We start from the raw sequence: 22,095 nt of genomic DNA on the forward strand, positions 1-22,095 counted from the left end.
GAACGGCTGCAGAAGCTGGAAGGACGCCTGAAGTTTCTGCGGGTGGTGCGCGATTCCACGCTGTTCCTGCTGCTGCTGGGCCGCAGCTTTCTGTGGATGGAGATCATTGGCCTGCTGCTCATCCTGGTGGTGCTGCCGCTCAGCCTCTACTACGGCGAGCGCGCCGGGGCCACATGGGCCACCGGGCTCATCAGCAACCAGAAGTGGCAGTTGCAGAAGGGCTTCATCCTCATCCTGTCCATCGTGGCCCTGGGGCTGGCCGCCCTGCGCACGGCCCTGGTCTTCGAGAAGAAGAAGGAGAAGCTGTTCAGCGAGGCGCGCCAGGGCAGCGGCAAAAAGAAGAAGTAGACAGGCTCGTGGCCGCCCGGCCATGCGGCGGTATCCCGATCAAGACGGCACGCCCGCGCGACATGCATCGCGCGGGCGTTTTTTCATTGTTTTCGATGGCTATCGGGCGAGGCCGTCCGGCTATTGCTCCACTCCCTTCATGGCCAGGCTCACCCGGCCGCGCGCCCGATCCACCTCCAGCACGCGCACCCGGACGGTGCGGCCGGGGGCCACCACCTCGCCGGGGTCGCGCACGAAACGGTCGGACAACTGGCTGACGTGCACCAGCCCGTCCCGGTGCACGCCAATGTCCACGAACGCCCCGAAGGCGGTGACGTTGGTGACGATGCCCGGCAGCACCATGCCCGGCTCCAGGTCGTCGGGCGAATGCACGCCCTCGGCGAAGCGGAACAGGGTGAACGCCGGGCGCGGGTCGCGGCCGGGGCGGGCCAGTTCCGCCAGGATGTCCGCCAGCGTGGGCAGGCCCACCTCGCCGGAAATGTAGCTCTCGGGTCGGATGCGGTCACGCAGCTCGGCCCGGCGCAGCAGGTCGGCCACCGCGCAGCCAAGGTCCGCCGCCATGCGGGAGACCAGGGCGTAGCGTTCCGGGTGCACCGCGCTGGCGTCCAGCGGGTTGTCCCCGTGCACCCGCAGAAAGCCCGCCGCCTGCTCGAAGGCCTTGGGACCCAGGCGCGGCACCTTCAGCAGGTCCCTGCGGGCACGGAAGGGGCCGTTTTCCGCCCGGTGGGCCACGATGTTGCGGGCCAGCACCGGCCCGATGCCGGAAACGTGGGCCAGCAACTCCGGGCTGGCCGTGTTGGCGTCCACGCCCACGGCGTTGACGCACGAGGCCACCACCTCGTCCAGCGCGCGGCGCAGGGCGGCCTGGTCCACGTCGTGCTGGTACTGCCCGACGCCCAGCGAGCGCGGGTCTATCTTCACCAGTTCCGCCAGCGGGTCCATGAGGCGACGTCCGATGGACACCGCCCCGCGCACGGTCAGGTCGTGGTCCGGAAATTCGCGGCGCGCCGCCTCTGACGCGGAATACACCGAGGCCCCGGTTTCGTTCACCAGCACCACGTCCACCCCGGCGGGCAGGCCCGCGCCCCGCGCGAAGGCCTCCGTCTCGCGCCCGGCGGTGCCGTTGCCCACGGCCACCACCTCGATGGCGTATTTGGCGCAGCAGTCGCGCAGGGTGCGCGCGGCGCGTTCCGCCCCGGCGTCGCCGGTGAGGGGGTGGATGACCTCGTGGTGCAGCAGGGCGCCCTGCCCATCCAGGCAGACCAGCTTGGCCCCGGTGCGCCAGCCGGGGTCCAGCGCCAGCACGCGGCGGCCGCCCAGCGGCGGGGCCATGATCAGTTCGCGCAGGTTGGTGGCGAACACGCCGATGGCCTGCGCCTCGGCCCGTTCGCGCAGGGCCGTGCGCAGCTCGTTTTCCAGCGAGGGGGCCAGCAGGCGCTTCCAGGCGTCGGCAAGGGCAGCGTCCACCTGCCCGGCGGCGGTTTCCGGCCGGGGTGCGGGACCGTTTCCGGCGATGTTCGCGCGGCGGCGCAGGGCGTCCAGCGCGTCGGCGTCCTCGGGGCGCACGGTCACGGACAGGAACCCCTCGCGCTCGCCGCGCAGCATGGCCAGCAGTCGGTGCGAGGGCATGGCGGCGGCGCGCTCCTCGTGGCCGAACCAGTCGGCGTAGGTGGCCCCTTCCGCTTCCTTGCCTGGCACGGCCTTGGCGCGCAGCGCTGCGCGACGGGCGAACAGTTCGCGCAGCGCGCCGCGCAGGGGGGCGGATTCGGCGAAATTCTCGGCCAGGATGTCGCGCGCGCCGGCCAGGGCGGCCTCCACGTCGGGCACGGCCAGTTCCGGGTCCGTCGCGTGCGGGGTGACATGCGCGGCGGCCAGCGCGCGGGCGTCGGCCATGGGTTTTGCCGCGCGCAGCGCCTCGGCCAGCGGGGCCAGGCCGCGCTTGCGGGCCTTTTCCGCGCGGGTGACGCGCTTGGGGCGGTAGGGCAGGTACACGTCTTCCAGCGCGGTGAGGGTGGAAGCGCCCGCCACGGCCCCGGCCAGTTGCGGGGTAAGCAGCCCGCGTTCCTCCAGCGAGGCCAGCACGGCGGCGCGGCGCTTGTCCAGTTCGCGCGCCTTTTCCAGCGCGTCGCGCACGGCGGCCACCTGCACCTCGTCCAGGCTGCCCGTGGCCTCCTTGCGGTAGCGGGCGATGAACGGAATGGTCGCGCCTTCGTCCAGCAGGGCGATGACGGCGGCCACGCCGGGCGCGGGCAGCGCCAGCGCGGCGGCCAGCGCGTTCGGCGCGGCGGCGGTGGGGCAGGGCGTGGCGGCGGGCGTGCGGGGGGAGGCTGTGGCTTCTGCTGTCACGGGAGATTCCTGTTGTTGTCCTGTGGAGGACGATGTAAGCATGTGATTACGTCCATGGATTGAACCATCGGTGCAGCGGAACCGTCCTTAACCATGAAGGAGGCATGCCATGAGCCACACCGAAGCCGATCTGCCCGCCGTCATCCACGAAGCGGAGTTCGTCATCCTGTCCGACGGCACCCAGGTGCGCTACGAGGAAAGCGGCGGCGCGCGCGACGTGTTCGTCAACGACGAATGGAGCGCCCGCGCCACTCTGTTCCCCGGTTCGGACTACTGTCTCGAAACCGGGGGCTGCACCTACATGCTGACCGCCACCGACGATGGGCTGCGCGTGGAAAAAAGCTAGGGCCGGGGCACCCGGCGGGGTGCCGGAATGTGCAGTGGGGCCGCGCGGTGCGCGGCCCTTCGTGTTGGCGGGGCGGTCTGCGGCAGCGCGGCCCGAAGGTTCGGCGGCGGCTAGTTGGCCGGGCCCCGGCCGCGCGCGGTGAGCCGGGCGCGCAGGTATGCCCCCAGCAGCGCCCCGGCATCTTCCTGTCCGCCTTCGCCCTGCGACAGGCCCAGGGCATGCAGGTCTTCGGCAACCTGGCGTTCCATCTTTTCCGATTCCATGAACATCACGTAGACCAGCGCGAGGGTGGCGTCGTTGTCCGCGCCGCCGTCGCACATGGCCGCCAGGTGCTCGTGGGGCACGGTTTCCTGCAGGCGGTCCGCGAACATGGCCGCCCACTTGCCGTACAGCGATTCCGGCAGGTGGGGCACCATGGCCGAAAGCGCGCGCGCACCCCGCTCGTCCATGTCGGGCATGGTCACGGCCATGAATTCCTCCAGGGCTTCGCTGCGGCGTTCCGTGTCACGCGAGAGGTGGCGCAGCACCGTGGCGATGACGTGGGCACGGGCTGCTTCGGGCGAGAGGGGCGCTGCGGACATGGCGTTCTCCTGAAAGGGGCTGGATGCGTGCGGGGCTGTGCCGTCAATCTGTTCCGTACCGTTCGGGGCGTGCAGACCCAATCCGGCCATGCCCGGCGTATCCGGCAACGACCGCCACGGGGACGGGCACGCGACGAAGTGGCGCAGCCTAGCGCACCCCGCCCTGCCGCGCAAGGCGCATGCGGGTCGTGGCGGGTGTCGTCATGTCGAAGATAATCGTTGCAATTTCATTGAGTTGCAACATGGATGCGCGAAACGATAAAACGGCCCCGCGTGAACGGAGCCGTTTTGTCGTTTTTGTAAATCCTCATTCTTTCGCACGGTCCGCTTCGTGTCGGGGCATGCTGGCCGCCCGTTTTGCGTTGCAGGGGAGGACAGGCACGCGGCCGCTAGGCGGGAGAGGGGCGTGGGCACCCCGAAGGGCCGCTACAGCGCGGCGCGCACCGCCGCCAGCGCGGCCTCGTAGTTGGGTTCGTGGCTCACTTCGGGCACGATTTCGGTGTAGGTGACCTTGCCCGACCGGTCCACCACGAAGATGGCGCGGGTCAGCAGGCGCAGTTCCTTGATCACTATGCCGTAGGCGGACCCGAAGGCCAGGTCGCGGTGGTCGGACAGGGTTTCCAGCGCGTCCACGCCGGCGGCCCCGCACCAGCGGGCCTGGGCGAAGGGCAGGTCGCAGCTGATGGTCAGGATGCGCACGTCCGCTCCCAGGCGGGTGGCTTCCTGGTTGAACCTGCGGGTTTCCATGTCGCATACGCCGGTGTCCAGCGAGGGTACGGCGGAGATGAGCAGAACCTTGCCCGTGTAGTCGGCCAGGGTGCGCGGGGACAGGTCGTTGGCCAGCGCGGAAAAGCCGGGGGCCTTGTCGCCCGCGGCCACGGGGGAGCCGGTAAGGGTGAGGGGCGTGCCTCTGAAGGTGATGATGCCGGTACGGTCCATGGGTATCCGCCTCCTGCGGAAGATGGTTCGGAAGGGTCGCCTCGCGATGGGCGAGGAGCCTTGGCGTTCCGCCACGGCGGAGCCGGGCGGCGGCTGCGTGCCCACGCGCCTGCGGCTGGCGGCGGGGCACGGCGGTTTCATCAAGGCATACCACAATGGCGCGGGCATGGAAACCTGAGTGGGATGAATTTCCGCTCCATACTGCAAAAATGTCTGTTTTTACAAAAAAGGAACCGTGTCTGTTTTTAGTGTTACCAAAATGGAAAATTGCGTGAATATCCGGTTTTTGCAACAGGCTGAATTCATTGGGGCAGACCATTTTGTAGGCAGTGGCACGCTCCTTGCCTTTACAGGGGCATGGTTCGGGTTTGCCCCTGTCCGTTCGGTCCGGCAGGGGGTGTACGTCAACTTTTCGAGGAGGTTCACATGAACGCGGCGGATACCGCCTTCATCCTGGTCTGCTCCGCTCTGGTCATGTTCATGACCCCGGGGCTCGCCCTGTTCTACGGGGGGCTCGTGCGTGCGCGCAACGTGCTTTCCACCACCATGCACAGTTTCATTCTCGTGGGCGTGGCCAGCATCGTCTGGGCGGTCATCGGCTACACGCTGGCGTTCGGCCCCGACATCGGCGGGGTCATCGGCGGGCTCGATTTCGCCTTCCTGAACGGCGTGGGCATGGAACCCAGCGAGACGGTCACCAACATCCCGCACCTGCTGTTCATGGTGTTCCAGTGCATGTTTGCGGTGATCACCCCCGCGCTCATTTCCGGCGCCTACGCCGAACGCATCCGCTTCCGCGCCATGCTGCTGTTCTCCGTGCTGTGGCTGGTGGTGGTGTACGCCCCCATGGCCCACTGGGTGTGGGGCGGCGGCTGGATGTTCGGCATTGGCGCGCTTGACTTCGCTGGCGGCGCCGTGGTGCACATGAGCTCCGCCGCCGCCGCCCTGGCCGCCGCCCACGTGCTGGGCCGCCGCCACGGCTACGGCCGCGAGCCCTTCGTGCCCCACAACCTGCCCATGACCGTGCTTGGCGCGGGCATCCTGTGGTTCGGCTGGTTCGGCTTCAACGCGGGCAGCGCCCTTGCCGCCAACGGCCTTGCCGCCAACGCCTTCGTCACCACCCACCTGTGCGCCGCTGCCGCCGCCGTCAGCTGGATGGCCGCCGAATGGCTGCACAGCGGCAAGCCCACCACCCTTGGCGCGGCTTCCGGCGCGGTGGCCGGTCTTGTGGTCATCACCCCGGCCGCCGGGTTCGTGGCCCCCATGCCCGCCATCATCATGGGTCTCATCGGCGGCGCCCTGTGCTACGGCGGCGTGCTGATGAAGCATGTCTTCAAGTACGACGACGCCCTTGACGTGGTGGGCGTGCATGGCGTGGGCGGCACCTTCGGCGCGCTGGCCACCGGCATCTTTGCCTCCAGTGCCGTGAACACGGCCTCCGGCCTGCTCGAAGGCAACCCCTCGCAGCTCTGGATCCAGTTCATCTCCGTGGTCGCCACCTGGCTGTTCTGCTACGTGGCCAGCCGTATCCTGTTCCATGTCGTTGATGCCCTCGTGGGCCTGCGCGCGGACGTGGAATCGGAAGTGGCGGGCCTCGACGTCAGCGAGCACAACGAAACGGGCTACCAGCTCTAGGCTTGCCGCTGCCGCCGTTGTCGCCTAAAAGGCGGAAGGGGTTATCCCTTCCCTGAACACGAACCGAGCTTCAGGATGGACATCATGAAGAAACTTGAGATCATCATTCGCCCGTTCAAGCTGGACGAGGTGAAGGAGACGCTGGCCGGACTCGACGTGAAGGGCATGACCGTCACGGAAGTGAAGGGCTTCGGCCGCCAGCGCGGCCACAAGGAAGTGTACCGGGGCGCGGAATACCAGGTGGATTTCATGCCCAAGGTCAAGATCGAGGTGGTGGTGGATGACGGACAGGTGAAGGCCGTCACCGACGCCGTGGTCAAGGCCGCCCGCACCGGCAAGGTGGGCGACGGCAAGATCTTCATCTCCCCGGTCGAAGACGTGCTGCGCATCCGCACCGGCGAAACCGGCGTGGACGCCATCTAGCCCCCGCAGACAGCAATCAACGGGCGGCGCCCCGGCAACGGGGCGCCGCCACTCCATACCCACCCCATGATGCAGGCTCACGCGCCTTCAGCCACCTCTCCCGCCGGTGTTTCCGGCACGCCGCGCGATGCCGCCACGGTCCTGAAGGAAGGGCGCGCCGCGCTGCTCGCGCGTCTGGACGCCCCTTCCGCGCCGCCAGACAGTTTGCCCGCCGTCACCGACGCTCCCTCCGCCGTCACCGACGTGGCCGTGGGGGCCGTCTCCGTTTCCGGGGGCGACGCCTGCGGGCCCCGCCCCGACGCGCTGTGCCGCGCCACCGCGCCCGCGCCCACGGGGGCGTCGCGCTTCGAGCGGGCCTACAGCCGCCTGCTCGACGACTATTTTCGCCTTCGCTTCGCCGAACTGCGCGGCGGCCACGACAGGGTGGCCCTGGTGGCCGTGGGCGGCTACGGCCGCGAGGAATTGTGCCTGGGGTCGGACATCGACATCCTGATCCTGTGCGGCCGCTCCATTCCGCCGCAGGCCATCGACCTTGCCCAGCCGCTGTTTCTGCCGCTGTGGGACGCGGGCTACACTCTGGGGCACGGGTTCCGCACCATCGGCGACTGCGTGAAGCTGGCCGCCAAGGACCACAAGGTGTTGGCCAGCCTGCTGGACGCCCGGCTGATCACCGGCAACGAGGCCCTGTTCCGCGAACTGGTGGACCGCCTGAACGACAAGGTGCTGCCCCGCCGGGGGGCTTCGTTCCTGTCCTGGAACGACGAGGAGCACGAGCGCAGGCGCTCCGCCCACGGTGACGGCGCGGTGCTGTTGGAGCCCAACCTGAAGGAAGGGCTCGGCGGCCTGCGCGACTACCATCGCATCTTGTGGATCGGCCGCATCCGCAACGAGGCGGGCACGGTGGAGGAAATCCTGGCCCAGGCAGGTTTTTCCGCGTCCGACGCGGCCCTGCTGCGCGAAAGCGTGGGCTTTCTGCATGACGTGCGCAACCTGCTGCACCACCTGTCGCACCGCAAGAACGACCAGCTTTTTCTGGACCTGCAACCGGAAATCGCCGCGCGCCTAGGCTTTCGCGAATGCGGCAACCTGCTGGCCGTGGAATGCTTTCTGGGCCGCCTGCACCGGTGCATGTCGCACATCAAGGCGCTGTCCGCCGCCTTCCGGGGCATACCCGGCGGCCCGGTGCACCCGGACCAGCCCTGCCCCGAAGTGGAAGGGCCGGTGGTCATGGCCAATGGCACCCTGCACATCTGCCTGCCCGACCCCGAGGCCGTCACCCCGGCCCTGGCCCTGTCCGCCTTCGTGCGCGCCGCCGAATGGCCGGGCAGCGAGGCCCCCGCGCCGGACTGGAACACCCGCAAGGCCATGGAGCAGGTGCTGTTGCAGTCCCTGTCCGGCGAGGCCGGGGCGCTTTCCGGCGCGGACGTGGGCGCGGCCCTGATGCGCATTCTGGCATCGGGCAAGGCGTTTCCCGTGCTCGGGCACATGGACGAGACGGGGCTTCTGCCCGCCATCCTGCCCGCCTACGCCGCCGCGCGCGACCGGGTGCAGTTCGACGGGTTCCACACCTACCCCGTGGGCATGCACACCCTGTTCGTGATCCGCCAGTTGGAGGCGCTGGCCACGGACGACGTGGACCCGTTCTCCGCCCTCTGGCGGGGCGGGTGCCTTGGCATGTGCGAGGGAAGCGCCACGGCCTCTCCGTCCGCGTGCGCCCAGGCGGAAGACGCCGCGCGCGACCGGCTGTGCCTGCTGCTGGCCGCGCTGCTGCACGACCTTGGCAAGGGCGGGGCCGACGCCTCGCACCATTCCGAGGTGGGGGCCGAGATGGCCATGCAGTTGCTGGCAGAATGGGGCGCGCCGCCGGAGATCGTCGACGATGTGGTCTTCCTGGTGCTGCACCACTTGCTGCTCATCCGCACCGCCCAGCGCCGCGACCTCAACGACGAATCCGTGGTGGCCCAGTGCGCGGGCACCGTGGGCAGCCTGCGCCGCCTGAACATGCTCTACCTGCTCACCCATGCCGATTCCATGGCCACCGGCCACAAGGCCTGGAACCGCTGGACCGCCAGCCTGCTGTACGAACTGCACGGCAAGGTGGCCAACATGCTGCGCGACGGGCAGCTTGCGGGCACCCAGACCGCGCAGGCCATCGTGCGCACGCGCGACATGGTGCGCGCGCTGGTGCGCGAGCGGCAGTCGTCGCTGCACTACACGCCGGAGACGGCGGGGCTGTTCTTGGACGCCATGCCCTCGCGCTATCTGCTGGCCATGCCCCCGGAAGACATCGTGCGGCACATGTCGCTGGTCTACCAGTTGAACCGCGACGTGGCCGAATCGCGCCGCCGCCTGCCCGAGAACCGGGCGGAGCGGGGCGTCGTGGTGCTGGAGGGCAGGCCGCTGCACGGCGGGCGCGACAGCGAGCTGTGGGAGGTGCTGGTGGCCGCGCGCGACCAGGCCGGGCTGTTCGCCACCATCGCCGGGGTGCTTTCGCTGCACGGGCTGAACGTGTTCGGGGCCGATGCCTATGTGTGGAGCGATGGCACGGTGCTGGACGTCTTTCACGTCACCGCGCCGCCGGACCCGCTGTATGCCAGGGATTTCTGGGGCAAGGTGCGCGGGGCCATCCATTTCGCCCTGACGGGCAAGCTCTCACTGGATTACCGGCTGGAGCAGGCGCGGGCGTCCAACGCGCTGAAGCACAAGGTGCCCAGCGTGTTGCTGGATGCGGTGCGCCGCCCGCCGGAGGTGCGCATCGACAACGAGTTGTCGGATTTCCATACCGTGGTCGAGGTGTTCACGCCGGACCGGCCCGCGTTGCTGTATGACGTTGCGCGGGTGTTGCAGGCGTTGCAGTTGGACATCCTGTTCGCCAAGATCGCCACCCTGGGCAACCGCACGTCGGACAGTTTTTCGGTGCGCACGGTGTATGGCCAGAAGATTACCGACGAGCAGCAGATGGACGAGGTGCGCGCGGCCCTGCTGCATGTGGTGTCGCAGTAGCGGCTGCGGTTCTTCCTGCGGTGTGGCTGCTCCGCCGGGCGAACACCGGTCCCCTTCGTTTTTTGCAAGCCTCCGGCGGGCAGGGGGCCTTGCCCCCTGCACCCCCTTTTTCGTGCGTTCCGGATGCCGGTGCATCCCTTGGGAACGCACGTTTTTTTTGTTATCCAGCGTGGGCGACGCGACAATGCGGGGCAGGGCGAAGGTGCAATGCCCCGCGAACAGGTTTGCGCGGTGGTCGCGCGGATGGGGCCAGGGCCGGTCGGGCAAGTTTTCACGGCACACGGAGGCAGCATGTTCGAGCGGTATGCCGCGCAGGTGGATGCATGGCGCGACATTCATTCCGGGGTGGACTTCATCAACAGCCGCAAACAGGGCGAGACCGAGGCGCGCGCGCTGTTGGACGCGGCCTTTGGGGCGGGCGGCGGCGGGTCCATGTCCGCCGACGACTTTCGGGCCCTGTGCAGGGCCGTGAACCGTGAATGCATCGAGGGCAGCGTGCCCAAGCGCATCACCTGCACCCGGTTCGGGGCGGGATTTGCCAGTCTGCTGCGGCTTGCCCCGCGCGTGGGCGAGCTTGGGACGTGGCTGGCGGGCCTGTGGGCGCTGCCGGTTGCCGGTGCCCAGAACGCGATGCTGACCGGGGCCTTTCGCCTGCACGAGGCGCGCAAGGCTGTGGGCGCGGGCATCTTCGCGTTGTCGCTGCTGTTATACCTGAAGTCCGGCGCGGATACCGACGCCGACGACGCGGATTTCTTTCTGCCGTGCTCCCCGGCCTTGTGGCGCGGGCTGGCCTTCCTGAAGGGGCAGGCGGTGCGTGACGGCTCCGGCCCGCGCACGCAGGCCGATTACCGGCGCTTTTTGCACGACGCCCATGCCCTGCGCGAGCGGTTCTGCCTGCTGCCGCTGGAGGTGGACTATATCCTGTCGCAAGGGGAACGGTTGCGCATCTCCGGGAACTGAACACATTCAAGTAGCGAGTCCGGAACATGCCGTCTGGCGAAGCGTCTGCTTCCGCCCGGCGGCATGTTTTCGTATGCGGGTGGTTTTCTTTGTAGCGGCGTAGCCTTTCTGTTTGAAACATGGCTGTTGCCTTTTCCCGAATCTACGCGCCAGAAGGTGTCCATAAGGATATATCAAGAAAGGGTATCCAGGGGGGTAGCCGCTCTGCGATCGCCATCCGTAATGCTCGAAACTCGCATAACGGCTGCCGTCCCTGGCCGCCGGAGGCGTTCCCTACCCCCCAACGCGCAAAAACGGGCCGCCCCTTGCGGAGCGGCCCGTATGCATTCGTGCCATGGCCCATGGCCCGTGGCGAGGCGGGCGCGCTACAGGATCTGGTTCAGGAACTTCTGCAGGCGGGGGTGCTTGGGCGCGCCAAAGAAGTCCTGCGGCGCGTTTTCTTCCAGCACCTGGCCGTGGTCCATGAAGATGATGCGGTCGGCCACCTCGCGGGCAAAGCCCATTTCGTGGGTCACGCAGACCATGGTCATGCCTTCGCGGGCCAGGGTCACCATGACGTCCAGCACTTCGCCGATCATTTCCGGGTCGAGCGCGCTGGTGGGCTCGTCGAACAGCATGATCTTGGGGTTCATGGCCAGCGCGCGGGCAATGGCCACGCGCTGCTGCTGCCCGCCAGAGAGCATGGCCGGAAAGACGTTGGCCTTGTCGCTGATGCCCACCTTCTTCAGCAGTTCCAGCGCCCGGCCTTCCGCCTCGGCGCGCGGGGTCTTGCGCAGCCGCATGGGGGCCATGGTCAGGTTCTGCAGCACGGTCTTGTGCGGAAAGAGGTTGAAGCTCTGGAAGACCATGCCCAGTTCCTGGCGGATCTTGTTGATGTCGTTGTCGGGCGAGTTCACGTCCAGCCCGTCCACGATGATGGAGCCCTTGTCCACCGTTTCCAGGCGGTTGATGGAGCGCAGCAGGGTGGACTTGCCGGAACCGGACGGCCCGCAGATGACCACCTTTTCGCCGGGCATCACGTCGAGGCTGACGTCGTTGAGGGCCGTCAGCTCGCCGAAGAATTTCCAGGCGTTGCGGATGCTGATGATGGGTGCGGCGCTAGCGGCGGTCATAGTAGTTCAACCTCGATTCCATGATGCTGACGCCCTTGGACAGGAACAGCGTGATCAGAAGATAGATGAGGGCGATCATGGTGTATGTCTCGAAGTACAGGAAGCTCTCCGAGGCGAATTCGCGCCCGCGCCGCAGGATGTCCGCCACGGCGATGATGGACACCAGCGAGGTGTCCTTCAGCATGGCGATGAATTCGTTGCCCACCGGCGGCAGGATGGTGCGCCACGCCTGCGGCAGGATGACCATGAACATGGTCTCGGCCCGGTTGAAGCCCAGCGAGCGCGCCGCCTCGGTCTGCCCCTTGGAGATGGAGTCGATGCCCGCGCGGAACACCTCGCCCATGTAGGCGCCGTAGCACACGCTGAGCGCGATGATGGCGGCCAGCAGGTCCGGCACCTTCAGGAACCGGCCCAGGGCGTAGTAGATGTAGAACAGCTGCACCAGCAGGGGAATGCCCCGCACGACCTCGACATAGGTGGAGGCCACGAGGTTGATCAGCCGGTTGCGCGACAGGCGGCCGAGCCCAGTGACGAGGCCGATGGGGATGGAGCACAGGATGGACAATACGGTCACCTTGAAGGTGACGGCAATGCCGTCCGGCAGGAACTGGAGCAACCGCCAGTAGGGTTCGGGCCGGCTCGTGCACAGGTAGACGAGCGCGGCCAGCGCGCCCACGAAGGAGATGGACCATGCGGTTATGATCCGCCGCTCCTTCGGGTCCGGTATGATCGCGCCGTCGGTGATGACGATGCGGACGTTCTGGGGTTCGGTGGTCATGGCGTTCCGGATGCTTTGACGTTGTAAAAACGGGGGACCGGCGTCATATCGCCAGTCCCCCCTGATACGCAAGCGTCTAGTGGCGCAAGGCTAGCGGCCGATCCACTTGGCGCGGAGCTGCTTGTCGATGCCCTTGGCCTGCACGGCGGCGATGCCCTTGTTCAGAAGGTCCAGGACTTCCTTGTTCCCCTTCTTCACGGCGATGCCGTAGAATTCCTTTTCCTGGGTCTCGATGACGAAGGCGATCTTCATCTTGGCGGCGTACTGTTCCTGCTGCAGGGCGTAGTTGGCGGCAACGGGGTCGTCGCACACCACGCCGTCGATGCGGCCGTTGAACAGGTCTTCCATGGCCAGGCCGATTTCGTCGTACGACTTGGCGGTGACGCCAGCGGTCTTCTTGATGGTGAAGTAGCCGGTGGTGCTGATCTGGCCGCCCAGGGTCTTGCCCTTCATTTCGTCCAGCTTGGTGACGTTGGTGGCCTTGGGCACCACGAGGGCCTGGCGCACTTCGTAGTAGGGGGTGCTGAAGTCCATGGCCTTCTTGCGTTCGTCGGTGATGGACACCGAGGAAACGATGGCGTCGTAGCTGCCCGCTTCGAGACCGGCGAAGATGCCGTCCCAGGCCACGTTCTTGTGCACGACCTTGAAGCCGGCTTCCTTGGCCATGGCGTCGGTGTAGTCAACGGCGAAGCCGACGATGTTCTTGTTCGCGTCAACGAATTCCATGGGCGGCCAGGTGGCGTCGTGGGCGACGACGATGGTCTTCTCGGCAAAGGCCACGTTGGCGGTGACCAGCAGGGCCGCAAGGGTGAGGACGATCTTCTTCAGCATCCCGGATACTCCTCTGGACATGTGGTTGGTGTGACGGACGGACTCCCTTTTGTGGAGCATAAGTGGGCAGATTGTCAATGAATGAGTGAGAAAACGCCAGACCCCTGCGGCATGATTGACACATTTGTCATCACTTCGCGGGGCGGTCCCGAAGGGGGTGTGCGCTCACTCTGGGCCGTTCCCGCGCGCGTCGCGCGGCCCGCCATGCAGTCTGCCAGCCTCACCGCCGGAATACGCACCGGATAGCCGCCCTGTCCCTCTGTCCGCCGCGCGCCAGCAAAGGGGCGGGCGCTTCTGGCGCACGGATGGTGGCGCGTCCCTACATCCAGGTGAAGATGGCCGTCACCAGAATGGGCACGGCCACTGTAAGCACCATGCCGCTGAACACGGCGATGATGCCGTACCGTTCACCGGCGAAGCGCGCGATGACCGGCAGGCTGGTGTCCATGCTGGTGGCCCCGCCCGCCATGACCGGGGCCAGCCCGCCGAACAGGCGCACCAGCAGCGGCGCGGCCAGCAGGGTGGCCAGTTCGCGCGAGATGTTGGCGATGAGCGCCATGGACCCCAGGGCCGCGTCGCCCATTTTGGTGATCATGATGCTGGAAAGGCTGTAGTAGCCAAAGCCCGCGCCCACGCCCAGCACGTCGCGCAGGGGCATGTCGCCCAAGAGCGCCCATGCCGCCAGCGAACCGCCCATTGTGCCGATGCCCACGAACAGCGGCACCAGCGCCACCTTCACGTGCAGTTCGCGCAGGATGCGGAACGAGCGGGTGTCGAACCCGATGCCCATGCCCACCACGAACAGCAGCATGTACAGCGCCCACGAGGCCAGGTTGCCCGCCTCGGCGGCGCGGGGGATGATGTCCAGCCTACCCAGCAGCACGCCGGACAGGAAGAAGCCGAGGATGACCAGGCTACCCTTCATGCCGCGCCTCCCCGGCGTTTGCGGCGGGATCGGCGGGTACGGCGGCCATCGCGGGGCGCGCGTCCTTGCCGGGGGCGGTGGGGCCGTCCAGCGCGCCGCGCAGCAGCACGTGCTGCAACAGCCATCCGGCGGCCACGCTGCCCGCCAGCGAAGCCATGCTGATGACCACGGCCCGCAGGCCGATGTCCCCGGCCTGGGCCACCAGCCCGTCGTCCGAGCCCAGCGACAGGCCCAGCAGGAACAGCAGCGCATAGATGGACCACGTGGTCAGGCGGTCCACCGCGCCGACCACGGCCGGGCGCGTGCGCAACAGGTAGCCTGCGGGCACGCCCACGGCGATGCAGGCGATTTCGACGATCATGAAAACCTCGGCGCGGCGTTGCCCTGGGAGTGGTTCCGGAAAGGGGGCTGCCGATCGTGCGCGGCAACGGGCCGCCGTTTTTGGGAAAGGCCAAGCGGTAGCCCGCCCCGCCGCGCGCTGTCAACCCGCGCGGGGCACCGATGGACCCACCGACGGCAGGCGCGCGGCGCACGGGGTGCGCAACGCGGCCCCCCGGCAAGAAAAAAGCGCGCGCCCGTGATGCGCGTCACGCACGCATCGCGCGGCGGACCTATTGTATGGTCGAGGGCGGCGGAAACCACCCCCCGCATCAGTCGACAACACACCAGGGCGGCGCGGCCGCCGGGAAAGCAAAAGGAGACCATCATGCGCCACATCCGTCTAGACGACATGCGTACCTTCAAGGATGCCGGGTTCGCCATGAACCTGGTGCACGATTCGGAAAACTTCAAGATCATCAATTTCAACTTCAAGGCTGGCCAGGAACTGCCCGTGCATAGCCACGACATCGACGGGGAACTGGCCATCACCGTCATCGAGGGCGAGGGCGAATTCCTGGGCGCGGACGGCGCGGCCATCCCCGCGACGCAAGGCGACATGCTGGTCTCGGAAATCCGCGTGCCGCATGGCGTGCGGGCGAAGACCGAGATGCGGGTTGTTGTCGTTATCGCCCCTCCCATCTAGGGGCCGTTTCTAAATTGTCTTTTCGCCCGTTGGCTTCGGCAAACTTCGCCTGCCATGTCGGTCAAATACGATAAGAGTATATTCCCTCATGGCAGGCTCGTTTTCCTCGCCAACGAACGAAAATCCTACTTTAGAAACAGCCCCTACGGGCAAACAGCACACTGCCGGTCGGACAGCACCCCCCGACGATAAAAGGGAGGCCCCGCATAGGGCCTCCCTTTGTCGTTTGCTGGTCCGGCAACGCATCCGCCTGGCTACTTGGCCACCTTGGAGCGGCGCAGCTGGATGTAGGCGTTGCGCACAGAGGTGTACGGCTCCACCGCGCTCTTGGTCACGGCTTCGTAGCCCGCGATGGCTTCATCCGCCTTGTTGAATTCGCCGTAGGCGCGCGCGCCCAGATAGACGGTCTGGTCGTCCACCATGTAGCCGAACGGCTCGGCCAGGTAGTGGCCCGCAAGACCCACGCTGTCGCGCAGGGTGCTGGGGCCGATCAGCGGCCAGACGATGTAGAAGCCTTCTCCCGCGCCCCAGACGCCGAGCGTCTGTCCGAAGTCTTCCTTGTCCGGCTCCACGATGGGCTTGTCTTTCTTGGCCACGTCGATGAGCCCGGCCATGCCCACGGTGGAGTTGATGATGAACCGGCCCATCTCCACCCCGGCCTCGCTGGGCTTGCCCTGCAACAGACAGTTCAGGAAGCGCAGCGGAAAGCCCAGGTTGTGGAAGAAGTTGCGCACCCCGCTGCGCAGTTCGTCGGGGGTCACGGCCACGTACCCCTGGTGCACGGGCTTGATGACCTTCAGCAGCAGCACGTCGTTGACGGCGAACCACATGCGGTTCCAGCCTTCCAGCGGGTCGGCCACCATGTCTTCATTGCTGGTGTCGTAGTCGTCAAGGTCCGCCGCCAGCGTGGGCGGGGCATGGGGCGCGCCTTCGGCGGGCGTGTCGGCGAACGCGGCGCCGGGGGCCAGCAGCAGGGCGCAGGCAAGGCAGGCCGCGTACAACAGCGGGGCGATTCTGATGCGGGACAAGCCTTCGGTCATGGAAACCCCCTTGGGAGCGGATGCATGTGGCGACGCACCGGCCCCGGGGGCGCGGTTCCTCGCGGTCCCGGGTCGCGCGGTTCTGGCTACTTGCCCACCTGGGCCGGTTGGGCCGGTTGGGCAGGTTGGGCGGGCTGCTTGCGCACTTCCTCGGCCTTGGCCTTCACCCGGTCGATGAGCTGGTCGGCCGTGCCCTTCTCCAGCAGGTCCTGGAACTGGGTGCGGTAGTTCTTCACCAGGCTCACGCCTTCCACGATGACGTCGTACACCACCCAGTCCTGCTTCTGGAGCATGCGGTAGGCCACGGGCACCTGCTTGTCCTTGACCACCACGGTGGTCTGGACTTCGACCTTGTCGCCCTTGCCGCTGACCAGTTCGCCGGTGAACAGGACCTGCTGGCCGGTGTAGCCGTCGAACTTTTCCAGATAGGTGGCCCGCAGCAGCGAGGCGAACGCCTCGGCGAAGCGTTCCTGCTGGTCCGGGGTGAACGAGCGCCAGTTGGCCCCCACGGTGCGGGCCGAGAACTCGCGGAAGTCGAAAATGCGGCGGATCTCGGACTCCACCTTGTCCATGAGGGCGGGGCGCTGCGCGGCGTCGGTGAATTCCGGACGCTTGATGATGTCCATGATGCGGTCCACGGACGCCTTCAGCGTCTCGCGGGCCGCCCCCGCGTTGTCCGTGCTGCCCGCGGCGGCCGCCATGGCCGCGCCGGTCCAGCAGGAAAGGGTGATGGCGAGCAGCGCGGCAAGAAATGCGCCGCGCAGGATGTTGTGAATGGACATGGTTAGACTCCCCCGAACACGTACTTGCTGATCAGCGATTCGATGTCGATGGCCGATTCGGTTTCCGTGATCTCGTCGCCCTCGCCCAGGGCGTCTTCGGAGCCGCCGGGAGAGAGCTTGATGTACTTGTCGCCTATGAGGCCGCTGGTCTTTACCGAGGCGATGACGTCGTCGGTCAGCTGTACGCCTTCCTTCATGCGCAGGCTGACCACCGCCACCGGCTTGTCCGGGGCAAGGGCGATGCCCGCCACGCGCCCCACGGGCACGCCCGCTATCTCCACTTCAGCGCCCACACGCAGGCCGGTGATGGAACTGAACCGGGCGTGCACGGTGTAGCCCTTGTCGGACAGAAGTTCCATGCGCCCCAGCTTCACCGTGAGGTAGCCAACGCACAGCAGCCCGATGAGGACGAAGATGCCGACCGATGTTTCTCGCGAATACTTCTTCATGATGCCCTTCCCGTATCCGTTGGGGGCTGTTGCAAACCGTTCAGCGGTCCAGCCAGGCGTCCAGAGCCTGCTGCACCTCGGGGGCAAGCGACACGTCCGTCCGTTCGCCCTCGTCGGCCCGCCGGTCCAGAAAACTGCGCACGTACGGGTCGCGCGATGCACGCAACTCGTCCACCGGTCCCGCGAAGGCGGCCGTGCCGTCGTGCAGCATGAGCACGTAGTCGGCGATGGCGTCCAGGCTGCGCAGGTCATGGCTGACCACGACGATGGTCATGCCGGGAAAGTTGGCCCGCATGTCCAGCAGCAGGTGGTCCATGCGCGCGGCGTTGACCGGGTCAAGGCCCGATGTCGGCTCGTCGCACAGCAGGATGGGCGGGTCCATGACGATGGCCCGCGCCAGGCCCGCGCGCTTGCGCATGCCGCCGGAAAGCTGGTTGGGGTAGTAGTCCGCGTAGTCGGCCAGGCCCACCAGGGCCAGCTTGTGCAGCACGATCTGGCGGATGGTGGCCTTGGGCAGCCCGGTGTGTTCGCGCAGGGGCAGGGCCACGTTGTCGCCCAGCGTCAGCGAACCCAGCAGCGCGCCGTCCTGGAACAGCACGCCCATGCGCCGCCGCACCTTGCGAAAGTCGCGCCCGGGCAGGGCGAACAGGTCGCGCCCGCCCACCGAAAGGGTGCCCGACATGGGGCGTTGCAGGCCCAGCACGTGGCGCAGCAGGGTGGACTTGCCGCAGCCCGAGCCGCCGATGATCATGGAGATTTCGCCGGCGGGCAAGAGCGCGTTCACGTCGCGCAGCACCACGTGGTCGCCGTAGCCCACCGTGAGGCCGTCAAGCCGTATGTCCCAACCCGATGTCGCGCGCATGGCCATGGTCTCTTGTTACAGCAGGAACGAGGTCAGCACGTAGTCGGCCACCAGCACGAACACGCACGAAAGGACCACTGCCGAGGTGGTGGAGTTGCTGACGCCCTCGGGCCCCACGCCGTCGCGGCGCATGTGGGTGAAATAGCCCTGGTAGCAGCTTACCGTGGCCACGATGACCGCGAACAGCAGCGACTTCATGAAGCCGCCGGTGATGTCTGCCATCTCGACGCTGGTCTGGATGCGGTAGAAATACACGCCCTCGTTGATGCCGAGCAGGGTGACGCCGGTGACGTACCCGCCAAGGATGCCCACCACGTCGAACACCGCCGTCAGCAGCGGAAACGAGATGAGCGAGGCGGCGATGCGCGGGGCCACCAGGTAGGCCATGGGGTTGATGTCCATGACGTCCAGCGCGTCGATCTGGTCGGTGATGCGCATGACCCCGATCTCGGCGGCCATGGACGACCCGGCCCGGCCCGTGACCATGATGGCCGTGAGCACCGGCCCCAGTTCGCGGATCAGCGAAAGGGCCACGGCCGCGCCCAGCAGCCCTTCGGACCCGAACTTGACCAGCGTGTAGTAGCCCTGCAACCCCAGCACCATGCCGGTGAACACCCCGATGAGCAGGATGACGAACAGCGACTTGGAGCCGATGACGAACACCTGGTTCAGTATCTTGGGTATCTGCTTGGGCGAGGCGAAGATGAGGCGCAGGCCGTCCGCCAGGAACAGGAACATGGCCCCCAGTTCGCCCAGCAGGCGCAAGGTGGCCGCGCCAAGGGCGGTGACGGGGACGAGTATGTTCGGGCCTGTGCTCATGGTGTTCTCTCCCGGCGGGGCGGGCGGCGGAAACGGGGCCTGCCTGGGCAAACCGTTTCCGGCGTTTTTACATCTTTACATGCTAGCCCCGTCGCAACATGCCGTCAAGGCAGCGCTATCGGGAAACCGGCGTCTTGCTGCGCAGGATGACCTTGTCGATGCCGTGCTTGGAAAGCGCGGCGCGCAACTGGCGCGTGTCTTCCGGCGTGCCGCGGAACAGGGCGTTCAGCCGGTACCACGACACGCCGTTTTCCACCGAAGTGTCCAGGCGCACCTTGATGCCGGATGCCTCCAGCCTGGCCTTCAGGGCGTTGGCGGGGTCCGCCGCCTTGTAGGCCGCCACCTGGTACACGTAGTCGAACCGGTCGCCGTCGGCGGGCGGGGCCTCCGCCGCCTTGGCGTCCCTGGAAGCGGGCGCGGCGGCCTTCTTGTCGTCCTTTCTCGGTTCGGGCTTCTGGGCGGCCTTGGAATCCGACTTGGAATCCGTTTTGGCGTCGGGTTTCTTGTCCGCCGCCTTGGCGTCTGCCCTGGCGTCCTTTTTCGCGTCGGCTTTCGGATCGGGCTTCTGGTCCTTCTTGCCGTTCTTGAGCACGATTTCGGTGGCGTTCACCGACACGCCCGCGTTGCCCGATACCGGGGCGGGCTTGGCCCGCAGGGAATCCATGAACTGGAGATCCTCGGGCTTGATGACCCCGCCGGGCATGGGGGTTGGTTGCGAGGCGTTCACGGCGGGCTTGGGCATGATGCGCTCGATGCCCAGGCGTTCTTCCGGATTGTAGCCCCGCCCCACGATGACGCCGAGCACGAATACCCATCCGAAGCCGATGATGGCCACGATGCCCGCCGAAATGAGCGAGGGCAGGGTGACGTGGATAGTGTAGACGCCTTTCTTGCGTCCGCCATCCTTCTGCCCCTGTCCCCCTCCGGGTTGCCCTTGTCTGGGTGCTGCCATGCCTGGTTTCCGCGCCTTGGCGCGCTACATGGCCTCGGGCGCTTCGACGCCGAGCAGGTTCAGGCCGTTGGCCACGGCCCTGCCCACGGCGCGCAGCAGCGCAAGCCGGGCCACGATGGTTTCCGGGGTGTCGGCGTTCAGCACCGGCACCTTGGCGTAGTAGCTGTGCAGCGCGCCCGCCACTTCCATCAGGTAGAAGCTGACGTGGTGCGGGGCCAGCCCTTCGGCGGCGGCGGACAGGGTGTCGGGCATGCGGTCCACCAGGCGCAGCAGGTCCAGTTCCTCCGGCAGGGTCAGGGGGGCCAGCGCCGCCGCGTCCATGCGCGCGGGCGGCACTATGCCGCGTTCGGCGGCCTTGCGCAGCACCGCGCACACGCGGGCGTGAGCGTACTGCACGTAGTACACCGGGTTGTCCATGGAGCGCTGCTTCACCAGTTCCAGGTCGAAGTCGAGGTGGCTGTCGCTCTTGCGCGAAAGGAACATGAACCGCGCGGCGTCGGCGCCCACTTCCTTGACCACGTCGTGCAGGGTTTCGAACTGCCCGGCGCGCGTGGACATGGCGATCTGCTCGCCGCCCTGCAAGAGGTTCACGAGCTGGACGAGAATCACGTCGAACTGCTCGGGCCGCTTGCCAAGGGCCGCCACGGCGGCGCGCATGCGCGGCACGTAGCCGTGATGGTCCGCGCCCCAGATGTCCACGACGAGGTCGAAGCCACGGTCATACTTGTTGTCGTGGTAGGCGATGTCCGAGGCGAAGTAGGTCAGGGTGCCGTCGGACTTGCGCAGCACGCGGTCCTTGTCGTCGCCGAGGGTGGTGGTGCGGAACCACAGCGCGCCGTCCTGCTCGAAGGCGAGCCCGGCGGCCTTCAGCCGCTCGAAGGTCTTTTCCACCGCGCCTTCGCGCACCAGGGAAAGTTCGGAGAACCACACCTGGTGCTCCACGCGGAAGTCGATGAGGTCCTGCTTGATGCCGTCCATGATGGAATGCATGGCGTACTCGAAGCAGCGGTCCTGCCCTTCGGCCTCGGGCAGGTCCACCAGACCGGGGTCTTTGGCCAGCATCTCGGCCGCGATGTCCTTGATGTAGTCGCCGCGATAGAAATCTTCGGGCAGGGTGAACGGGCGGCCGGAAAGCTCCAGCGCGCGCAGCCACACCGAAAGGCCCAGCAGGCGCATCTGCCGCCCGGCGTCGTTGATGTAGTATTCGGTGGTCACGTCGTACCCGGCGAAACGCAGCACCCGCGCCAGGCAGTCGCCCAGCGCCGCGCCGCGCCCGTGGCCGATGTGCAGCGGCCCGGTGGGGTTGGCGGACACGTATTCCACCTGCGCCTTGCGGCCCGCGCCCACGGTGGTGGCGCCGTAGCGTTCGCCCGCCGCTTCCACGTGCAGCACGGTCTCGCGCCAGAAGTCGGGAGAGTAGGTGACGTTCAGGAAGCCCGGCCCGGCGATTTCCACGGCGTCGATGGCCGGATCGGAGTCGCGCAGGGCGCCCGCCAGGCGCGATGCCAGTTCGCGCGGGGGCACGCCCGCGTCCTTGGCGAGCACCAGGGCGATGTTGGCGGCAAGGTCGCCGAACGACTTGTCGCGGGGCGGCTCCAGAGTGGCCTTTTCGGGCCAGGAAAGCCCCATGTCCTTCACGATGGCCTGAAGGGAGGCCAGCAACTGCTGACGTGCGCGCATGGATGTATCTGTGTCCTGTTTTCTTTGGGATGTGATGGCTGCGTGGGCGGTGTCGGCGCGCCCCGAAGGGGGCCGCGCGGACGGAAATCCGCAATCCGGGCGCGGCACGGCCGTCCGGCCCTGGGGGGCGGGCGCGATGCCGCGGCGGCGGGGTGCTTGTCCGAAGTGGGTCGTGTACCAGAAATCGGGGCGACTGCAAAGCCGCATGGGCGTCCGGCGTCAGCGGGCAATTGCCGGAGGGCGGACGCCGGGGCCGGGCA

The 22,095-nt window shown here is 67.3% G+C and carries 22 protein-coding genes; 7 read left to right on the plus strand and 15 right to left on the minus strand.

The window, feature by feature from the left end; translation table 11 throughout:
• Positions 1–468: 468 nt before the first annotated feature.
• Positions 469–2,694 (minus strand): Tex family protein, encoded by a 2,226-nt coding sequence (locus RVX_RS06120; protein ID WP_116305150.1) that lies wholly within the window; start codon positions 2,692–2,694, stop codon positions 469–471.
• A 109-nt stretch (positions 2,695–2,803) separates the two neighbouring features.
• Between RVX_RS06120 and RVX_RS06125 the strand changes: the two genes are divergently transcribed.
• Entirely contained in the window at positions 2,804–3,040 is a 237-nt protein-coding gene (locus RVX_RS06125) for a hypothetical protein (RefSeq protein ID WP_007522733.1), read from the plus strand.
• 110 nt (positions 3,041–3,150) lie between these two features.
• Here the strand turns inward: RVX_RS06125 and RVX_RS06130 are convergent, their stop codons facing one another.
• Together RVX_RS06130 and tpx are read right to left on the minus strand one after the other, a co-directional pair.
• Positions 3,151–3,621, minus strand: a complete 471-nt coding sequence (locus tag RVX_RS06130; RefSeq protein ID WP_116305151.1) for a hypothetical protein — start codon at positions 3,619–3,621, stop codon at positions 3,151–3,153.
• 426 nt (positions 3,622–4,047) lie between these two features.
• Positions 4,048–4,560, minus strand: coding sequence for a thiol peroxidase (gene tpx / locus RVX_RS06135; RefSeq protein WP_116305152.1), 513 nt, complete (start codon positions 4,558–4,560; stop codon positions 4,048–4,050).
• 46 nt (positions 4,561–4,606) lie between these two features.
• On the opposite strand from tpx, the gene RVX_RS06140 reads away from it, so the two are divergent.
• From RVX_RS06140 to RVX_RS06160, 5 genes are all read left to right on the plus strand, one after another.
• Positions 4,607–4,738, plus strand: a complete 132-nt coding sequence (locus RVX_RS06140; RefSeq protein WP_268914465.1) for a hypothetical protein — start codon at positions 4,607–4,609, stop codon at positions 4,736–4,738.
• Positions 4,739–4,986: 248 nt separating this feature from the next.
• On the plus strand, positions 4,987–6,195 hold the full coding sequence (locus RVX_RS06145; RefSeq protein ID WP_116305153.1) for an ammonium transporter: 1,209 nt from the start codon (positions 4,987–4,989) through the stop codon (positions 6,193–6,195).
• An 84-nt stretch (positions 6,196–6,279) separates the two neighbouring features.
• On the plus strand, positions 6,280–6,618 hold the full coding sequence (locus RVX_RS06150) for a P-II family nitrogen regulator (protein WP_116306402.1): 339 nt from the start codon (positions 6,280–6,282) through the stop codon (positions 6,616–6,618).
• A 66-nt stretch (positions 6,619–6,684) separates the two neighbouring features.
• A complete protein-coding gene (locus tag RVX_RS06155; RefSeq protein ID WP_116305154.1) occupies positions 6,685–9,621 on the plus strand; it encodes a bifunctional uridylyltransferase/uridylyl-removing protein GlnD in 2,937 nt (978 codons plus the stop codon).
• A 291-nt stretch (positions 9,622–9,912) separates the two neighbouring features.
• The gene (locus RVX_RS06160) at positions 9,913–10,581 is read left to right on the plus strand and encodes a hypothetical protein (protein WP_116305155.1); all 669 of its coding nucleotides are present in this window, start codon (positions 9,913–9,915) and stop codon (positions 10,579–10,581) included.
• Between the two features lie 365 nt (positions 10,582–10,946).
• Here the strand turns inward: RVX_RS06160 and RVX_RS06165 are convergent, their stop codons facing one another.
• The 5 genes from RVX_RS06165 to RVX_RS06185 form a co-directional block, all read right to left on the minus strand.
• The gene (locus RVX_RS06165; RefSeq protein ID WP_116305156.1) at positions 10,947–11,693 is read right to left on the minus strand and encodes an amino acid ABC transporter ATP-binding protein; all 747 of its coding nucleotides are present in this window, start codon (positions 11,691–11,693) and stop codon (positions 10,947–10,949) included.
• Entirely contained in the window at positions 11,680–12,471 is a 792-nt protein-coding gene (locus tag RVX_RS06170) for an amino acid ABC transporter permease (RefSeq protein ID WP_116305157.1), read from the minus strand. Before RVX_RS06170 ends, RVX_RS06165 begins: the two co-directional genes overlap by 14 nt.
• 90 nt (positions 12,472–12,561) lie before the next feature.
• Positions 12,562–13,302: a basic amino acid ABC transporter substrate-binding protein gene (locus RVX_RS06175; RefSeq protein WP_116305158.1), complete on the minus strand. Its 741-nt coding sequence runs from the start codon at positions 13,300–13,302 to the stop codon at positions 12,562–12,564.
• Between the two features lie 319 nt (positions 13,303–13,621).
• Entirely contained in the window at positions 13,622–14,227 is a 606-nt protein-coding gene (locus tag RVX_RS06180; protein WP_116305159.1) for a lysine exporter LysO family protein, read from the minus strand.
• Positions 14,217–14,588, minus strand: coding sequence for a LysO family transporter (locus RVX_RS06185; RefSeq protein WP_116305160.1), 372 nt, complete (start codon positions 14,586–14,588; stop codon positions 14,217–14,219). The genes RVX_RS06180 and RVX_RS06185 overlap by 11 nt, the downstream gene beginning before the upstream one ends.
• A 345-nt stretch (positions 14,589–14,933) precedes the next feature.
• Here RVX_RS06185 and RVX_RS06190 point away from each other — a divergent pair, with 345 nt between their 5' ends.
• On the plus strand, positions 14,934–15,251 hold the full coding sequence (locus RVX_RS06190) for a cupin domain-containing protein (RefSeq protein ID WP_116305161.1): 318 nt from the start codon (positions 14,934–14,936) through the stop codon (positions 15,249–15,251).
• A 254-nt stretch (positions 15,252–15,505) separates the two neighbouring features.
• Here the strand turns inward: RVX_RS06190 and RVX_RS06195 are convergent, their stop codons facing one another.
• The 7 genes from RVX_RS06195 to argS all read right to left on the minus strand — a co-directional run bounded on the left by RVX_RS06195 (position 15,506) and on the right by argS (position 21,835).
• Entirely contained in the window at positions 15,506–16,291 is a 786-nt protein-coding gene (locus RVX_RS06195; protein WP_230404433.1) for a VacJ family lipoprotein, read from the minus strand.
• An 86-nt stretch (positions 16,292–16,377) separates the two neighbouring features.
• Positions 16,378–17,073 carry an ABC transporter substrate-binding protein gene (locus RVX_RS06200; protein ID WP_116305162.1) on the minus strand — a complete coding sequence of 232 codons (696 nt, stop codon included), beginning with the start codon at positions 17,071–17,073 and terminating at the stop codon, positions 16,378–16,380.
• Positions 17,074–17,075: 2 nt separating this feature from the next.
• The gene (gene mlaD, locus RVX_RS06205; protein WP_116305163.1) at positions 17,076–17,522 is read right to left on the minus strand and encodes an outer membrane lipid asymmetry maintenance protein MlaD; all 447 of its coding nucleotides are present in this window, start codon (positions 17,520–17,522) and stop codon (positions 17,076–17,078) included.
• Between the two features lie 40 nt (positions 17,523–17,562).
• Positions 17,563–18,384: an ABC transporter ATP-binding protein gene (locus RVX_RS06210; RefSeq protein ID WP_116306406.1), complete on the minus strand. Its 822-nt coding sequence runs from the start codon at positions 18,382–18,384 to the stop codon at positions 17,563–17,565.
• Between the two features lie 15 nt (positions 18,385–18,399).
• A complete protein-coding gene (locus RVX_RS06215; protein WP_116305164.1) occupies positions 18,400–19,203 on the minus strand; it encodes an MlaE family ABC transporter permease in 804 nt (267 codons plus the stop codon).
• Positions 19,204–19,318: 115 nt separating this feature from the next.
• On the minus strand, positions 19,319–20,155 hold the full coding sequence (locus RVX_RS06220) for an SPOR domain-containing protein (RefSeq protein ID WP_116305165.1): 837 nt from the start codon (positions 20,153–20,155) through the stop codon (positions 19,319–19,321).
• A 24-nt stretch (positions 20,156–20,179) separates the two neighbouring features.
• Positions 20,180–21,835 (minus strand): arginine--tRNA ligase, encoded by a 1,656-nt coding sequence (argS, locus tag RVX_RS06225; protein WP_116305166.1) that lies wholly within the window; start codon positions 21,833–21,835, stop codon positions 20,180–20,182.
• Between the last annotated feature and the right edge of the window lie 260 nt (positions 21,836–22,095).

This window comes from Nitratidesulfovibrio sp. HK-II (genome assembly GCF_003402415.2).
Lineage (GTDB): Bacteria > Desulfobacterota > Desulfovibrionia > Desulfovibrionales > Desulfovibrionaceae > Cupidesulfovibrio.

Excerpts from the sequence above, each read along its gene's own strand:
- RVX_RS06215 (WP_116305164.1), bottom strand. The coding sequence starts at position 19,203 with ATGAGCACAGGCCCGAACATACTCGTCCCCGTCACCGCCCTTGGCGCG.
- RVX_RS06165 (WP_116305156.1), bottom strand. The coding sequence starts at position 11,693 with ATGACCGCCGCTAGCGCCGCACCCATCATCAGCATCCGCAACGCCTGG.
- mlaD (WP_116305163.1), bottom strand. The coding sequence starts at position 17,522 with ATGAAGAAGTATTCGCGAGAAACATCGGTCGGCATCTTCGTCCTCATC.
- RVX_RS06145 (WP_116305153.1), top strand. The coding sequence starts at position 4,987 with ATGAACGCGGCGGATACCGCCTTCATCCTGGTCTGCTCCGCTCTGGTC.
- RVX_RS06210 (WP_116306406.1), bottom strand. The coding sequence starts at position 18,384 with ATGCGCGCGACATCGGGTTGGGACATACGGCTTGACGGCCTCACGGTG.
- RVX_RS06160 (WP_116305155.1), top strand. The coding sequence starts at position 9,913 with ATGTTCGAGCGGTATGCCGCGCAGGTGGATGCATGGCGCGACATTCAT.
- RVX_RS06195 (WP_230404433.1), bottom strand. The coding sequence starts at position 16,291 with ATGACCGAAGGCTTGTCCCGCATCAGAATCGCCCCGCTGTTGTACGCG.
- RVX_RS06180 (WP_116305159.1), bottom strand. The coding sequence starts at position 14,227 with ATGAAGGGTAGCCTGGTCATCCTCGGCTTCTTCCTGTCCGGCGTGCTG.
- tpx (WP_116305152.1), bottom strand. The coding sequence starts at position 4,560 with ATGGACCGTACCGGCATCATCACCTTCAGAGGCACGCCCCTCACCCTT.
- RVX_RS06220 (WP_116305165.1), bottom strand. The coding sequence starts at position 20,155 with ATGGCAGCACCCAGACAAGGGCAACCCGGAGGGGGACAGGGGCAGAAG.
- RVX_RS06140 (WP_268914465.1), top strand. The coding sequence starts at position 4,607 with ATGGGCGAGGAGCCTTGGCGTTCCGCCACGGCGGAGCCGGGCGGCGGC.
- RVX_RS06190 (WP_116305161.1), top strand. The coding sequence starts at position 14,934 with ATGCGCCACATCCGTCTAGACGACATGCGTACCTTCAAGGATGCCGGG.
- RVX_RS06150 (WP_116306402.1), top strand. The coding sequence starts at position 6,280 with ATGAAGAAACTTGAGATCATCATTCGCCCGTTCAAGCTGGACGAGGTG.
- RVX_RS06200 (WP_116305162.1), bottom strand. The coding sequence starts at position 17,073 with ATGTCCATTCACAACATCCTGCGCGGCGCATTTCTTGCCGCGCTGCTC.
- argS (WP_116305166.1), bottom strand. The coding sequence starts at position 21,835 with ATGCGCGCACGTCAGCAGTTGCTGGCCTCCCTTCAGGCCATCGTGAAG.
- RVX_RS06175 (WP_116305158.1), bottom strand. The coding sequence starts at position 13,302 with ATGCTGAAGAAGATCGTCCTCACCCTTGCGGCCCTGCTGGTCACCGCC.
- RVX_RS06170 (WP_116305157.1), bottom strand. The coding sequence starts at position 12,471 with ATGACCACCGAACCCCAGAACGTCCGCATCGTCATCACCGACGGCGCG.
- RVX_RS06155 (WP_116305154.1), top strand. The coding sequence starts at position 6,685 with ATGATGCAGGCTCACGCGCCTTCAGCCACCTCTCCCGCCGGTGTTTCC.
- RVX_RS06130 (WP_116305151.1), bottom strand. The coding sequence starts at position 3,621 with ATGTCCGCAGCGCCCCTCTCGCCCGAAGCAGCCCGTGCCCACGTCATC.
- RVX_RS06185 (WP_116305160.1), bottom strand. The coding sequence starts at position 14,588 with ATGATCGTCGAAATCGCCTGCATCGCCGTGGGCGTGCCCGCAGGCTAC.
- RVX_RS06125 (WP_007522733.1), top strand. The coding sequence starts at position 2,804 with ATGAGCCACACCGAAGCCGATCTGCCCGCCGTCATCCACGAAGCGGAG.